The sequence below is a fragment of the Campylobacter rectus genome (genome assembly GCF_004803795.1).
GTDB lineage: Bacteria > Campylobacterota > Campylobacteria > Campylobacterales > Campylobacteraceae > Campylobacter_A > Campylobacter_A rectus.
Genome location: NZ_CP012543.1, coordinates 2,110,470 through 2,125,470, shown reverse-complemented (window position 1 = coordinate 2,125,470; position 15,001 = coordinate 2,110,470). Strand labels below are relative to the sequence as shown.

Below are 15,001 nucleotides of genomic sequence, written 5' to 3'. Positions count from 1 at the left end.
TTAAGCGGAATTATTAATTTTTTATTTTAGGATTATATCTCAAATTTTCTTTTAAACGTATTTAATAGAGATATTTAAATTTTACTGAAATTTGATGCGAGGCGGATTTATTAAACATAATGTTAATATTTACAAATGTATTTTTAATTTTTTATTAGTATTTAATTTTAATATTTATATAATCGAACCGTAATTTCCTAAAAGGAGAAAAAATGGAATTCCTAACCAGTTTGAGTGAAAGCACGCAGTTTACTCTCCAACTAATCGTAGTGCTCGGATGTTTATTCTACGGCGCTAAAAAAGGCGGTATGGCGCTTGGAGTTTTAGGCGGCATCGGCCTTGTTATCTTGGTATTTGCATTCGGTATGAAGCCTGGCAAACCCGCAGTAGACGTTATCCTCACGATTCTAGCCGTCGTCGTGGCTAGCTCCACGCTGCAAGCCGCGGGCGGTCTTGACGTTATGCTTCAGATAGCGGAAAAAGCGCTAAGGAAAAATCCTAAATTTGTTTGTATCCTAGCTCCTCTTTGCGGCTGGACGCTAACCGTTCTATGCGGCACCGGACACACGGTTTATACGTTACTCCCGATCATTTACGATGTATCTATCAAAAGTGCCATCCGTCCGGAAAGACCGCTGGCTGCGACTACCGTCTCCTCTCAGCTAGCCATCATCGCTAGTCCGGTTTCGGTCGCAGGCGTATCTATGGTCGCCGTTTTGCTAGGCACCGGCACCGTTCATATCGACGGCTTTTCTAGCTACGTGGATTTGCTAAAAGTCACTATCCCATCCACTTTTATCGGTATGCTCATTATCGGCACATATTCGATTTTTAGAGGCAAAGACCTGGATAAAGACCCTGAATTCCAAGAGCTTATCAAAGACCCTGAGCAGAAAAAATACGTCTACGGCTCGGACGAGTCTCACTCTCTCATCGGCGTTAAGCTTCCTACTAAGCAATGGAACGTGATGTGGATATTCCTCGCTACTATCGCGGTCGTGGCGATTTTGGGCTATTATAAGCAGCTTCGTCCTAGCTGGGCTAGCAATGTCCCCGGCAAATCTATCGAAATCGTAGTCGATAAAAAAGTAGTTCAAAACATCACCGTAAAAGACGGCCAAGTAGTCTCCACCGTAGATGGTAGCAAAGTCGTCTCAAACGTAAAAGACAACAAAGTAAAAGACGCTACTAAATTTACGAACGTAGAAGTTCTGGATAAAGACAAAAAAGTAACTCAAAGCTTTATGCTTCAAGGCGGCAACGTAGTCATCGCTAAAGAGGGTAAAACCGAAACCGTCGCAAACGCTAGCATCGTGGTAAAAGATACTATGAAAAAGACCGCGCCTCTTGGTATGGTCCATACGATCCAAATTTTTATGCTTTTAGCTGCGTCCATTATGATGATCTACTCAGGTATCAAAGCTGCCAAGATCGCTCAAAACGAGATCTTTCACAGCGGTATGGTAGCACTTGTAGCGATCTACGGTATCAGCTGGATGGCCGATACTATGTTTAACTCGCATATCGAGATGCTAAAAGGCTCGCTAGGGGAGGTGATGAAGGCCTATCCTTGGATGTATATCATCGTGGGTATGCTTATCTCTAAATTTCTAAATTCTCAAGCCGCAGCCGCCGCGACCTTTGTGCCGCTTGCCGTTCAGATCGGCGTAAATCCGGGCATCATCATCGCATTTGCTACCGCTTGCTACGGATACTTCATCCTTCCTACCTATCCGAGCGACCTTGCGGCGATACAGTTTGACCGCTCCGGCACGACCAAGATCGGCAAATACGTCATCAACCACAGCTTCATCATCCCCGGCCTTATCGGCGTGTTTAGTTCATGCGCAGTGGGTTGGGTGCTAGCAAGCTTATACGGATTTATTAAATAATCTTGCCTTGCGGGACTTGCTGCGGCTTGTCTCGCAAGCGCTTTTTGCGGATTTCGTTAAAATTTGACTGGGTAAGCTATATGTCTTATCTTCGTCAAATTTTAACTTCTTCTGCTTGCAGCTGCGAGCTTGTGAAGCAGAAAACCCCAAAAATCATCTCACGATACTTCGCCTTAACTTTTTACGTTCAAATTTGAAGTCAAATTTACAAATTTTACCCACCGAGACCTGCATCTTGAAAATGTCAAATTTGATTTGGCCAGGTTTGATGCTGCTCTGCTTTCCTGTCAAGGGGGAAGGGGCTTGAATTGCGAAGTCGCTCCCTTCCCCCTTGACAATCCCCCATCCCCTACGACGCTTTTAAGGTGGCGACACTGCTTTGCCTTGCAGGCAAAGCGCCGCGGGTTTGAAAGCAAATTTTTAAAATTTTATGAGCGAAAAGCTTTTTGCTTCGACTTCGTCTCGCAACTTTGAGCAGACCGTCTCTAAAATTTGAGCTAAGCGATAGCGAAGCCAAATTTTAGTACCGCGATTTATCACGGGCGTAAGAGACAACCGCTTTGAGCAAGTGAAATTTTAAAAATTTTTATTTAAATTTTACCAAAGTAAATTTTGACATTTTAAAGATTCGGGTCTCGGCGAGTAGAATTCTAAAATTTATCCAAATTTGAGCGGTGCAAATTTGACTCCGAATTTGGCTTCAAATTTAAAGCCAAAAGGTCAAATTTAAATTTCACTTCAGCCTATCGCCGAATTTTTGTTTGTCGCTCATATAAACGAAGCTTAGCACCTCGGCGACGGCTCGAAAGAGCTCTGCGGGGATCATATCGTTTACCTCGCACATCTTATATAGCTCGCGCGCTAGCGGCGGATTTTCGACGATCTTGACGTTGTTTTGCACTCCGATTTGCTTGATGCGAAGCGCTAGAAAATCCACGCCCTTAGCTAGGATCACGGGCGCTTTTTCCTTTGTTTTATCGTAGCGAAGCGCGACGGCGTAGTGGGTCGGGTTAGTGATGATGACGTCTGCTTGCGGGATATTTTGCATCATTCTGTTGCGCGCGGCTCGCATTTGCAGCTGGCGGATGCGACCTTTTACCTGCGGGTCGCCCTCCATCTGTTTGTACTCGTCCTTGATCTCCTGCTTGCTCATTCTTAGGTCGCGAAAATACTGAAAACGCACGATCAGTACGTCAAGAAGCCCGATGATAAACATCACGATGAGCATCACGGCAGCTAAAATCAGCATCTTTTCTTTTAGCCACGCCAGTTGCGCCGCCATCGAGAAAAACAGCGTGTGCGGCAGCTCTTTGATGAAGCTTAGAAACATCAAAAATCCGACAGTAAAAACCGCCGTGACTTTGAGTATCATTTTGATGCCGTCTATCAGCTTTTTGAGCGAAAAGAGATTTTTGAGCCCTTTTAACGGGTTGATTTTATTTAAATTCGGCTCCAAGGGCTTGGTTGTAAATATAAATCCAAACTGCATAAGGTTGGCGAAGACGCCCGCGATCGCGATACAAACGGCGATGGGCAGGATGATGAGCAGCGTGCGAAATATCGTTATGATCGTGACGCTAAAGAGCAGCTTGCGCGTGAATTCCTGACCGATGAGGTCCTGGTAGTAGTTATACAGCATAAAAAACTGATCTTTGATGAAGCCAAGAAGCGCCACTACGACAAAGATCGCGACCGCGATAGTCACGAAGCCCGCGAGGTCTTGGCTTTTGGGGACATTGCCGTCCTTGCGCGCGTCTTCGATCTTTTTGGAGGTGGGTTCTTCGGTCTTTTCTTGGTCTTCGCCTGCCATTTTCGTCCTAAATTTATCTTGCCGAGCGTTTTTATGCTCAAATTTTGCTTAAATTTAGGCGATTATACCCAAAAGGAGGTTAAATTTTACGCTAAAATGAGGCAAATTTAAAGGAGAGAAAATGCAAAAGCTTGACTGCCACGTAAGCGAGTGGTTTGGGTGGATGAGAGAGCGTAATGAGGCCGCCGCGGACCACTTTAAAAACTGTAAAATTCCCTATGACGAGTCAAATTTGATAGAGGTTTTGCAAAGCTCGCAGGATAAATTTGATCTCCTTTGGGCTACTATCGCCTTGCGCGAGCTGGGCACGACGCGCGCGATATCCGCTCTAAAAAGCATCGTCAAATTTAAAAGCCTAGACGTGCAAGGCAATGCGGCTCTAACTATCGCGTTTTTAGCGGACGGCGGCGAGAACGGCTTTTTGGCGAGTTTGCTTGCTAGCAAAGACTACCGCGCGAAATTTTACGCGATGACGGGGATCTTATACAAAGAGGATGCGGCGCACTCGGCCTTGCCTTTTGTTTTGGAGTATTCGGCTAGGGCGACCAAAGGCGGCAAGGCGCTTGCTAAAACGCCGTGCGAAGGGCTAGACTGGCTCTATCTGGCCAGATACGGCTCGCATCTGCCCCGGGCGCAAGAAATTTTTGATAAGATCAATAAAAATAAGGAGTATGTGAATGAAAATATTTTTACAGCGCTTGCAGGGGAGTTTGGGCAAATTTTTAGAACAAAGTTTAATAAGCTAATTTAAGAATTATTATCGTGCGATAAAAGATAATAAGATATATTTTATCCTAAATAATTAAAAATACTTAAAAATAATTTCTAACAAACAATAAAATTTATCTATATTTAATCAAAAAAACATTATCATTACATTCTAATTTTATTTTTAAAGGAGCATTTAATGAAATTTAAAGCTGTCGCATTATGCACGGTAGCGTTAGCAGCCTCGCTTAGTGCCGAAAATCTAATCCAAGACGCGCTAGATGCGGGTCTAGTCGCTATCCCTAGCGATCCTAAAGCGCTTACGAAAGCGATAAACGAGGCGTCCCCTGATGCCGATAAATTCCCTACCACTATGGCTGCTTACGAGCTTGGTAAAAGGCTTTATTTTGATCCTAGGCTATCAAAATCCGGCATAATCAGCTGTAACACCTGCCACAACCTAGGTCTCGGCGGAGCCGACGGAGTACCCGCATCTACCGGTCACAAATGGACCCCGAATCCTCACCATGTAAACGCCCCGACGGTCTATAACTCCGTATTTAACTCGGTGCAGTTTTGGGACGGCAGAGCCGCTCACTTAGCCGCTCAGGCTGCCGGACCTATGACGGCAGAGCCCGAGATGGCCTCTACTCCGGAGCTAGTCGTGGGTAGGCTAAAATCGATCCCCGCTTACGTTAATGAGTTTAAAAAAGCGTTTAACAGCGAGATAAATTTTGATTTAGTAACGACTGCGATAGGGATTTTTGAAAGAACGCTCGTAACTCCGTCAAGATTTGACAAATTTTTAGAAGGCGACGTTAATGCGCTAAACGACGTCGAGAAAAAAGGCCTAAAAACCTTTATCGATAAAGGTTGCGCTACGTGTCATAACGGCATAAATTTAGGCGGTACTTTGCAGCCGTTTGAGGTTACGGGTAAATACGAATTCGCAAACGTAGGCGACTTTAAAGGCGACGAAAACGGGCTCGTCAAAGCTCCTACGCTACGCAACGTAGAGCTAACGGCTCCGTATTTTCACAACGGCGCGGTTTGGTCTTTGAGCGATGCGGTTAAGATGATGGGCAGCGTGCAGCTGGGTATCGAAATCAACGATAAAGAAGCCGCCGATATCGTGACGTTTTTAAATTCTCTAACGGGCAAAATGCCTAAAGTAGAGTATCCGTCCTTCCCGGCATCTACTGATAAAACATCAAAACCCGAGCTTGACTACTAAGCTAAACAAAAAGGCGGATAAATTTCCGCCTCATTCAACTTAAATTTATAAATTTTTGGGTATCATCCGTCTCTTACAACCAACAAAGCTCCCCAAGTCTTTTGAAATCCAAAAGCGCTTTTTGGTCTTACCAAATTTTAGAAAGGTAGAGTATGTCAAAATACGCTATATTTAGGCACGGCGGCAAGCAGTATCGCGTCAGCGAAGGCGAATATCTTAAGCTTGACCATTTCAGTGCCGAAGCAAAATCATCAGTCGAGATTACGGACGTTTTGTGCGTAAACGACGGTGAAGTAAAGGTAGGCGCGCCGTTCGTAAAGGGTGCGAAAGTCGTTCTTGAAGTCGTAAACGAGGGCAAGGATAAAAAAGTCGTTATTTACAAAAAACGCAGACGCAAAGACTCAAAACTAAAACGCGGTTTTAGAAGACAGTTTACACGCGTAAAAGTCGTAAGTATCGCAGCTTAAGGAGATAAGATATGGCACACAAAAAAGGTCAAGGCTCAACCCAGAATAACCGAGATTCCATCGGACGACGCTTAGGCGTTAAAAAATTCGGCGGCGAATTCGTTCGCGCGGGCAACATCATCATCCGCCAGCGCGGTACCGCTACTCACGCGGGCAGCAACGTCGGTCTAGGCAAAGATCACACGATTTTCGCGCTAATCGACGGTTTTGTTAAATTCGAAAGACTAGATAAAAACAGGAAAAAAGTTTCGGTTTATCCTGCTGCGTAATCCTTGGGGCGAAAGCCCCTTTTAAATTATTCAAATTTCATAAAATTCAAAAGCTTCTCTCGCGCTATAAAGTAACCGCTCAAAAGATATTTAAGGCGAAATTTAAAATCTATAAAAATTTTACGTAGCAAAAAAGATCGCCGCGCTATTCGTCAAATTTTGAAATTTGACCCAAACTGTTAAAATTTGCCGCAAATAATCTGCTTTAATAACGGCGCACGGCAAATAGTTTGAACTCTGTGGCAAATCAAATTTTAATCAATAAACCGATATAATCCGAAGTTTTCGTAAAATTTAAATCTTAAGTTAAATATTTTTTATGAGCGGCAAATTTAGAGCGTTTAAGAGTAAAATTTGACAAATCGGCTTTAAATCGTGCGAGTAAAACGCTCAAATTTATCGGTGAGCCGGGCAAGGTAAGATATCGGAAAAGTTTGGCAATCGGCATTTGGTCGGATTTATGAAGCAACGAAACAAATAATAAAATAAAATTTAAAAACTAAGGCAAAAAATGTTTATAGATAGCGTAAATTTAACCCTAAGCTCGGGTCACGGCGGGGCCGGATCGGTGAGCTTTCGCCGCGAAAAACACGTGATTTTAGGCGGACCGGACGGCGGCGACGGCGGCGACGGAGGCGATGTGTATTTCGTCGCCGACAACAACACCCACACGCTGGCGGCCTATAAAGGCAAAAAGGCCTTGCGCGCGCAAAACGGTGAGGCGGGTATGGGGCGCAGGATGCACGGCAAAAGAGGCGAGCATCTCGAGCTTATCGTGCCTCCGGGCACCGCGGTGCTAGATGCAGAGACGGGCGAGCTACTTTGCGACCTGACTAGCCAGGGGCAGCGCGAGCTGTTTTTAAAAGGCGGCAAAGGCGGGCTTGGCAACGTGCATTTTAAAAGCTCGATCAACCAAGCTCCCGAATATGCACAAAAAGGCCTAGAGGGCGAAACGCGCGAGGTGCGGCTGGAGCTAAAACTCATCGCCGACGTGGGGCTCGTGGGCTTTCCAAACGTAGGTAAAAGCACGCTAATCTCGACCGTCTCAAACGCTAAACCCCAGATCGCAAACTACGAATTTACCACGCTCACGCCAAAGCTCGGCCTCGTCGAGGTTGACGAATACAGCGGCTTTGTCATGGCCGATATCCCGGGCATTACCCTTGGCGCTAGCGAAGGACGCGGGCTTGGCGTGCAGTTTTTAAAACACGTCGAGCGCACTAAAATTTTACTTTTTATGCTCGATCTTGCGAACTACCGTAGCCTTGAGGAGCAGTTTGACGCGCTGCGGGCCGAGACGGCGAAATTTTCAGGAGAGCTTGCAAAAAGAGACTACGCGATCGCTCTAACTCGCGCGGACGCGGCTGAAAATTTGCAGGAAAAATTTGACGCGTTTTTAGCACATTTGGGGCTTGCGGCAGGTAAAAACGGCGACGAAATTTTAAAACCAAATGCCGGCGAGACGGGTTCAAATTTAAATGCCGAGCCGAGCGAAATTTCTAAATTTAGCGCCGGAAACGGCGACGCATATCAGAGCGCAAACAACGCGGATCAAAATGCAAACGAGGCGGAGTCAAATTCTGCCGCACAAAACGCTAAATTTAACGGCTCGATCTACAAGCAAGATATTTATGAATTTGACTCCGCTAAGCCGTTTTTCGTAATGCCGATCTCCTCGGCGACGGGACAAAATATAAACGAGCTAAAATTTAAGCTGCTTGAGCTGCTAAGGAGAAAGTAATATGTCGCTATTTGCCTTCGAAGACGAACTAAGACAAAAAAAGGCTTTAGCGGTCAAGTGCTCAGATAGATCTAAGCGCTTTTATTGTCCTGATCCGCAGTGCGATGCTCACCTGTTTTTATGCAATCAAGACGGTGTGTCAAAGGCGTATTTTAGGGCGACACTAAAATCACACCCGCACAACCTTGATTGCTATTATAAAAATTCAAATGTCGGAAGTATTGAAAATTTTGACGAAAAAGCATTTAAATTTGATAGCTTTATGGACAATCTACTTAAGTCTGCCGTGCCGCAAAACTGCAGCGCTCTCCCATCGAATAATTCAAAATTGCCCTCAGGCAACGAAATCAAACAAGTAAGAACGATACGCCAAATATATGATCTTTGTAAAAGTATGGATATAAACGACGAATTTGCGGGTATAAAAATTTGGAAAATGCTTTTGGATAATAGAAGCGTAAAAATTTATACGAAAGGCGTTTTTGGGGAAAAGCTGATAGAAGCAAAATTTCGCAATTATTCAAAAGATAGCAAAACAATTTTTGTAAAGCTGGAGGATCGATTTATCTTCACATTAAATTTGAATGACGAGAGCTTATTTAATAAAATTTTGAGTGGCATTTTAGAAAATAGAGGCGGAAATATAGTCGTTGCAGGAGATTGGAAAGGCGATGGCGATAAATTTCACGCGAATATAACGAGCCAAAAGCAAATTTGGATTAGCAAGGAAAAGTAGTGAAAAATATAGTTTTTATGGGAACGCCCGAGTATGCGGCTAAAATTTTACGCGCGCTTGCGGAGGCGAAATTTAAGATCGCGGCCGTCTTTACGCAGCCTGATAAGCCTGTCGGCAGGAAGCAAATTTTAACTCCCAGCGAGGTTAAAGTTTACGCGCAGCAGTATCTGCCTGCCGTACCGATCTTTCAGCCCGCAACACTCAAAGACGAGGCGGTTACGGCGCAGATAAAAGAGCTAAAGCCTGATTTTATCGTGGTTGCCGCATACGGTAAAATTTTACCGCAGGCCGTCCTTGACATCGCGCCTTGCATAAACCTGCACGCTTCGATCCTGCCCAAATACCGCGGCGCAAGTCCCATTCAAAGCGCGATCTTGGCGGGCGAAAAGCAGACGGGCGTGACGGCGATGCTGATGGATACGGGGCTTGACACGGGCGATATGCTTGATTTTGCCTACACGCCTTGCGAGGATAAAACGGCGGCGCAGCTGTTTGACGAACTGGGTGATCTAGCGGGCGAGCTGATCGTGCGAGTGCTGCGAAATTTTGCAAATTTAACGCCGCTTAAGCAAGAGGGCGCGCAGGCTACGCACTGCAAAAAAATAAGCAAATCTGACGGGCTTTTTAGCTTTGAGGAAGGCGCACGGCAAATTTATAATAAATTTCGTGCGCTAACGCCCTGGCCCGGGATCTATCTAGCTAGCGGGTTAAAAATTTTAGAACTAGAGCTTTTGCGCGAATCTTGCGGGCGTAAATTTGAACGCACGGGCGAAATTCTGCACGTTGATAAGCTCGGCTTTTGCGTTTCTTGCGGCGAGGGTGCGGTCAAGATCATAAAGGTGCAAGAGCCCGGTAAAAAGCCCGTGGACGCTAGCGCGTATCTAAACGGCAAGCGGCTTAACGCGGGCGATATCCTCTCGTAGAACGTTTTTGTAAAAGTAAAAATTTAGCGCCGTTTAAGGCGCACACACGGCTATTTTTCTATGCCGCCTTGCCGGGTTTTGTTTGCGGCCGTTCAAGATGCGAATTTATCGGTAAAATATCGGGTAGGCGCATATTTTACGCGGCGGAGTCCTTTGAGCGCGACACGGATCGCCAGTCTAAAACGGCGTTTTAAAAATAAAATTTGCCCCGCCGCGCAGGCGAACTATATCGGTTTAAAATCAGCCGACTTAAATTTAAACGCCGCGTTTTATTTTTGCCGTAAACTTTAGGCTAAAAAGGCCGTGTCGGCGTTTTGTCTGCATTGTTCGGCACAAAATCGCACAAAGCATAATGTGCATTTTCGCTCGCATATCTTAAAATTTAATCTAAATTTTGTAAAATCTCCTTTTTAATCTATTAAAAAGGATGTATGTATGAAGCATGTTTTAAGTATCGCAGGCGTCGATCCCAGCGGGGGCGCAGGAGTCATTGCCGATCTGAAGGTTTTCGCTGCGCACGGAGTGTATGCGATGGGCGCGATCACGGCGCTTACGGCTCAAAATACAAAAGGGATATTTGATATGCAACTCGTAGAATGCGATTTGATCGCAAAACAGATCGAGGCGATATTTGACGATATCCGCGTAGATGCCGTTAAAATCGGCGTCGTGCCGAGCGAACAGATTATAAAAACCGTTGCGGCTACGCTTAGAAAAGTATCGAATTTACCGCCCGTGGTGCTTGATCCCGTGATGAGCTGCAAAAACGGCGATATCTGGCTGGAGGGCGCGGCAAAAGACGCGATCGTAAGCGAGCTTTTTCCGCTTTCTACGGTCATCACGCCCAATAAATTTGAGGCAAGAGAGATCGTAAAACGCGAGCCTAAAAGCAAAGATGAGTTTAAGCAGGCGTGCAAAGAGCTTTTAAAAACGGGAGCAAAAAGCGTCTATTTAAAATGCGGCGACGTGGGCGGCGTTTCGCTCGATCTGTTCTATGACGGCGCGGAATTTACGGAGTTTGAACAAGAGCGCATAGATACGAGCTCTACTCACGGCTCGGGATGCTCGCTTTCAAGCGCAATCGCTTCAAATTTGGCGCTTGGTTTTAGCTTACGCGAAAGCGCGCAAAGAGCCAATAAATATGTCTATAAAGCGATAAAGGCGGCATTTGCGGTAGGCTCGGGCTGCAACCCTATCAATCATTTTCATAACGTCGAATTTGGGGATTAAATTTGAGAATCGAATTTGTAGATAGCATCCCTTCTACGCAGGAGTTTTTAGCGGCCGCCGTGCGCGAAGGCAGGATAACGCCGCCATTTGCACTCGCGGCAAAAGAACAGACACAAGGTATCGGCAGCAGAAACAACACGTGGAGCGGGCTTAAAGGAAATCTGTTTTTTTCGTTTTGTATGAGCGAGACGGCGCTACCTGGCGATCTAAGAGGCGAGTCGGCATCGATTTACTTTTCGATGATAATGCGCGAAACGCTCGCGGCTCGCGGCTCGCGAATTTGGCTAAAATGGCCAAACGACTTTTACGTCGGCGATAAAAAAATCGGCGGAACTTTGACGACGAGAGTTGGCGAAATTTACGTCTGCGGAATGGGCATAAATCTAAAAAATGCGCCCCAAAATGCTGGAATTTTGGACATCGAGGTAAGTCCGAGTGTAGCGGTCGGAGAATTTTGCAAAAGGCTGCAAGCGGCTCCTTCTTGGGCGGAAATTTTTAAAAAATTTGAGATCGAATTTGAAAAATCAAGAGAATTTATTACGCATTTTGAGGGCGAAGAGATCTCGCTAAAAGAAGCTAAACTCCTACCGGACGGCTCTTTGGAGGTGGACGGTCGAAGAGTTTTTTCTCTTAGGTGATTTTTCTTAAATTAGGTATAAAATTTAATATTTTTAGTCAAATATCGACAGGGACGCGCTACGAAAATCTTTCAGAATTTTTAAAGCCGAAACTAAACTTGGACAAAGTAAGTTTTTTGTAAAATTAACCGATTTAAAACAAATTTTGGAAAATTCTCATGTGCGAAATCATAACCATTGCAAATCAAAAGGGCGGCGTTGGAAAGACGACTACGGCGGTAAATTTGGCCGCATCTCTAGCCGTGGCCGAAAAAAAAGTGCTACTCATAGACATCGATCCGCAGGCCAACGCGACGACCGGGATGGGTTTTAACAGAAACGACTACGAATACAACATCTATCACGTGCTCACGGGTCGCAAAAAGCTCTCGCAAATCGTCTTAAAAACCGAAATTCCTACGCTTTTTTTAGCCCCTTCAAACATCGGGCTGGTCGGTATCGAGCAAGAACTTAGCGAGCAGAGCAAAGACTATCAAAAGATACTAAAAAGCAAGATCGACGAGGTCGTGGAGCAGTATGATTTTATCATCATCGACAGTCCTCCGGCGCTGGGCAGCATCACCGTAAATGCCCTAAGTGCTAGCGATAGCGTGATAATCCCGATCCAGTGCGAATTTTATGCGCTGGAAGGACTTGCGCAAATTTTAAATACGGTCAAAATCATCAAAAAAACAATAAATCCTAAGCTAAATATCAAAGGCTTTTTGCCGACGATGTATAGCTCGCAAAACAATCTCGCCAAAGAAACGGTGGCAAATTTAAAGCAGCATTTTGAAAATAAGCTGTTTAAAACCAAAGACGGCGCGGAGGATTTCGTCATAGTGCCGCGAAACGTAAAGCTCGCCGAGAGCCCTAGTTTTGGAAAGCCCGTGATATTATACGACATAAAATCTCCCGGCTCGCAAGCGTATCAAAATTTAGCATATTCGATTTTGGGATAAAAGATGGCTAAAAAGGGAGGATTGGGGCGCGGACTGGGCGCTATACTTGAAGACGTAGAGCTTGCGTACAAAGCCGAACTAAGTGAAGGTAACAGCGATATAGTAAAGGATATCGATCTGGATCTGATCGTCGAAAATCCGTATCAACCGCGTAAAACCTTCGACGAGACGGCACTAAAAGAGCTTAGCGAAAGTATCAAAAGACACGGGCTCATACAGCCTATCATCGTCATAAAAAAAGACGGCGGGTATATGCTGATCGCAGGCGAGAGGCGTTTTCGCGCGACTAAACTGCTCGGAGAAGCCAAGATAAAAGCCATAGTCGCCGATATCGAAAGCCAAAGCCTGCGCGAACTGGCGCTCATAGAAAATATCCAAAGAGAAGACTTAAATCCTATAGAGCTTGCAAATTCTTATAAAGAGCTTATAGACGAATACAAAATCACTCAAGACGCCCTCGCAAACATCATCCACAAAAGCAGAGTCCAGATAACAAACACTATGCGGCTTTTGAGCCTCAGCGCAGCGACGCAAGAGTATATAAAAGAAGGCAAGCTCACGCAAGGGCATGCAAAAGTAATCGTAGGACTCGAGCCAAGCGACGAAAAAATGGCGGTCGATACTATCATTGGACAGCGCCTTAGCGTGCGCGAGACGGAAAATTTGGTAAAAAATTTAAAAAATAAGTTGCCGCCTAAAGTTGCTCTTAAGCTAGATAAAAGATATCTTGAAAAGCTTTCGAATTTAAAAGAAATTTTTTCTAAATTCGACGTACCGGTAAAAATAAAAGGCAAAAAAATCACTATCGAATTTGACGACATAGCTGATATAGACAGGATGATAAGCAAGATAAAATAAAATATTTATTTAAATTTAGCTTGTTTTATCCTTTTTTTTTGTAAAATAAGCCCGATTTTATTATGCTTAAAAAAATATTAAATTTTAAGGAGATTTGATGTTGGAAATTAATTTGCCGTTAGTCGTCCTGACGGCAGTTATTTTTCTGGGGCTCATCGCCGTTTTAAATTCCATCCTTTACAAGCCTCTACTTAAATTTATAGACGCTAGAAACGATGCGATCAAAAACGACGAAGAGAGCGCTAGCAAAAATACGAGCGATCTTGGCGTGTATGAAGCGCAAATAGAACAGCTCATAGCCGCCGCAAGAAGCGAAGCGGGCAAAATAAAGCAAGAAGCTATCGATGCCGCAAAAGACGCGGCCGCAAAGATAGTGAGCGAAAAACGCGGAGTTTTGGAGGCTGATTATGATGCTTTTATTCAAAATTTAAACGCTCAAAAGAGCGATTTTAGAGCCGATTTGCAGCAAAAACTGCCTGAACTTCAAGCCGCTCTAAAAGCAAAACTCGCAAGGATTTAATATGAAGAGCAAAATTTTACTTTTATTATTTCCTTTCGTTTTGATGGCGGACGGCGGTTACGATATCGTGCCTAGAACGATAAATTTCATCATTTTTGCTGCGATTTTGTATTATCTCATAGCAAATCCGGTCAAGAACGCCTATAAAGGAAGGATAGAGAGTATCGCTGCGAGACTCGATAATATCGAGCAAAAGCTAAAAGAGTCAAAAGCCAAGAAAGACGACGCCATAAAACGCGTAGAAGAAGCCAAGGCAAATGCCGACAGTCTGGTGGAAACGGCCAGAAAAGAGGCTTTTTTGATCTCGGAACGTATCAAAGAAGAAACCATGCAAGAGATCGTAAATCTGGAGAAAAGCTTCCAGGATCAAAAAGAATTTGAAAAAAGACGTATGGTCAAGTCCGTCGTAGGCGAAATTTTAAATGAAATTTTTGCAAGCGACAGCGTCAAAATGGATCAAAGCGAGCTTATCAATATCATGCTTAAAAGGGTCGGCTGATGAAAGAACTTGTAGCAAGAAAATACGTAAAAGCCCTAGTTAGCGATCTTGGCAAGGATGATTTTAATAAATTTACGACTAAGTTGCAAGAGATCGCAAATGCTTTCGCAAACGAAAAATTTCAAAACATTATCATTTCACCGAATTTGAAAAATAGCGAAAAAGTGGACTTCGTCCTTTCTTTGGTCGGCGAAGCGGATCAGAAATTTATAAATTTCATAAAACTGCTCGGCGAAAATAAAAGACTTGATATTTTACCTAGTATCGTATCCGAGCTTTTAGCGCAAAAATCAAAAATGGATAACGTTTTCTACGGCAAAATTTACGGCGGCTCGCAGATCAGCCAGACTCAAATTTCAGAGCTTGAAAATAGCTTTTCTAAGAGATTTAACGCAAAAATCATTTTAAAGCCGGTAAAAAGCGACTATAACGGCATCAAGATCGAGCTGGACGATTTGGGCGTGGAGGCCAGCTTTTCGGTAGATAGGCTAAAAGCCCAAATGAGCGAATACATATTAAAAGCAATATAAAGGAG

General features: G+C 44.3%; 16 protein-coding genes. 15 read left to right on the top strand and 1 reads right to left on the bottom strand.

The features are described from left to right. Positions 1–212 precede the first annotated feature (212 nt). Positions 213–1,892, top strand: coding sequence for an anaerobic C4-dicarboxylate transporter (locus tag CRECT_RS10240; protein WP_002943826.1), 1,680 nt, complete (start codon positions 213–215; stop codon positions 1,890–1,892). Between the two features lie 733 nt (positions 1,893–2,625). Here the strand turns inward: CRECT_RS10240 and flhB are convergent. Next, positions 2,626–3,702: a flagellar biosynthesis protein FlhB gene (flhB, locus tag CRECT_RS10235; protein ID WP_002943901.1), complete on the bottom strand. Its 1,077-nt coding sequence runs from the start codon at positions 3,700–3,702 to the stop codon at positions 2,626–2,628. 121 nt (positions 3,703–3,823) lie between these two features. On the opposite strand from flhB, the gene CRECT_RS10230 reads away from it, so the two are divergent. The 14 genes from CRECT_RS10230 to CRECT_RS10165 all read left to right on the top strand — a co-directional run bounded on the left by CRECT_RS10230 (position 3,824) and on the right by CRECT_RS10165 (position 14,996). After that, positions 3,824–4,453: a HEAT repeat domain-containing protein gene (locus tag CRECT_RS10230; RefSeq protein ID WP_002943979.1), complete on the top strand. Its 630-nt coding sequence runs from the start codon at positions 3,824–3,826 to the stop codon at positions 4,451–4,453. Positions 4,454–4,609: 156 nt separating this feature from the next. After that, complete coding sequence (locus CRECT_RS10225; protein ID WP_002943775.1) at positions 4,610–5,644, top strand: cytochrome-c peroxidase; 1,035 nt, start codon at positions 4,610–4,612, stop codon at positions 5,642–5,644. A gap of 152 nt (positions 5,645–5,796) precedes the next feature. Continuing rightward, on the top strand, positions 5,797–6,111 hold the full coding sequence (gene rplU / locus CRECT_RS10220) for a 50S ribosomal protein L21 (RefSeq protein ID WP_002943840.1): 315 nt from the start codon (positions 5,797–5,799) through the stop codon (positions 6,109–6,111). An 11-nt stretch (positions 6,112–6,122) separates the two neighbouring features. Next, positions 6,123–6,380: a 50S ribosomal protein L27 gene (gene rpmA / locus CRECT_RS10215; protein WP_002943616.1), complete on the top strand. Its 258-nt coding sequence runs from the start codon at positions 6,123–6,125 to the stop codon at positions 6,378–6,380. Between the two features lie 511 nt (positions 6,381–6,891). Next, positions 6,892–8,121: a GTPase ObgE gene (obgE, locus tag CRECT_RS10210; RefSeq protein ID WP_002943976.1), complete on the top strand. Its 1,230-nt coding sequence runs from the start codon at positions 6,892–6,894 to the stop codon at positions 8,119–8,121. 1 nt (position 8,122) lies between these two features. Then, entirely contained in the window at positions 8,123–8,857 is a 735-nt protein-coding gene (locus CRECT_RS10205; protein ID WP_002943941.1) for a hypothetical protein, read from the top strand. Positions 8,858–8,874: 17 nt separating this feature from the next. Next, a complete protein-coding gene (fmt, locus tag CRECT_RS10200; protein ID WP_039887759.1) occupies positions 8,875–9,780 on the top strand; it encodes a methionyl-tRNA formyltransferase in 906 nt (301 codons plus the stop codon). A gap of 435 nt (positions 9,781–10,215) precedes the next feature. After that, the gene (thiD, locus tag CRECT_RS10195; protein WP_002943993.1) at positions 10,216–11,010 is read left to right on the top strand and encodes a bifunctional hydroxymethylpyrimidine kinase/phosphomethylpyrimidine kinase; all 795 of its coding nucleotides are present in this window, start codon (positions 10,216–10,218) and stop codon (positions 11,008–11,010) included. 2 nt (positions 11,011–11,012) lie between these two features. Then, a complete protein-coding gene (locus CRECT_RS10190; RefSeq protein WP_002943985.1) occupies positions 11,013–11,648 on the top strand; it encodes a biotin--[acetyl-CoA-carboxylase] ligase in 636 nt (211 codons plus the stop codon). Between the two features lie 158 nt (positions 11,649–11,806). After that, entirely contained in the window at positions 11,807–12,589 is a 783-nt protein-coding gene (locus CRECT_RS10185) for a ParA family protein (RefSeq protein ID WP_002943655.1), read from the top strand. A 3-nt stretch (positions 12,590–12,592) separates the two neighbouring features. Continuing rightward, entirely contained in the window at positions 12,593–13,447 is an 855-nt protein-coding gene (locus CRECT_RS10180; protein WP_171992726.1) for a ParB/RepB/Spo0J family partition protein, read from the top strand. A gap of 97 nt (positions 13,448–13,544) precedes the next feature. Beyond that, positions 13,545–13,967, top strand: coding sequence for a FoF1 ATP synthase subunit B' (locus CRECT_RS10175; protein WP_002943891.1), 423 nt, complete (start codon positions 13,545–13,547; stop codon positions 13,965–13,967). A gap of 1 nt (position 13,968) precedes the next feature. Beyond that, positions 13,969–14,466, top strand: coding sequence for a F0F1 ATP synthase subunit B (locus tag CRECT_RS10170; protein WP_002943653.1), 498 nt, complete (start codon positions 13,969–13,971; stop codon positions 14,464–14,466). After that, positions 14,466–14,996, top strand: a complete 531-nt coding sequence (locus CRECT_RS10165) for a F0F1 ATP synthase subunit delta (RefSeq protein ID WP_002943968.1) — start codon at positions 14,466–14,468, stop codon at positions 14,994–14,996. The genes CRECT_RS10170 and CRECT_RS10165 overlap by 1 nt, the downstream gene beginning before the upstream one ends. The last annotated feature ends 5 nt before the right edge of the window (positions 14,997–15,001 follow it).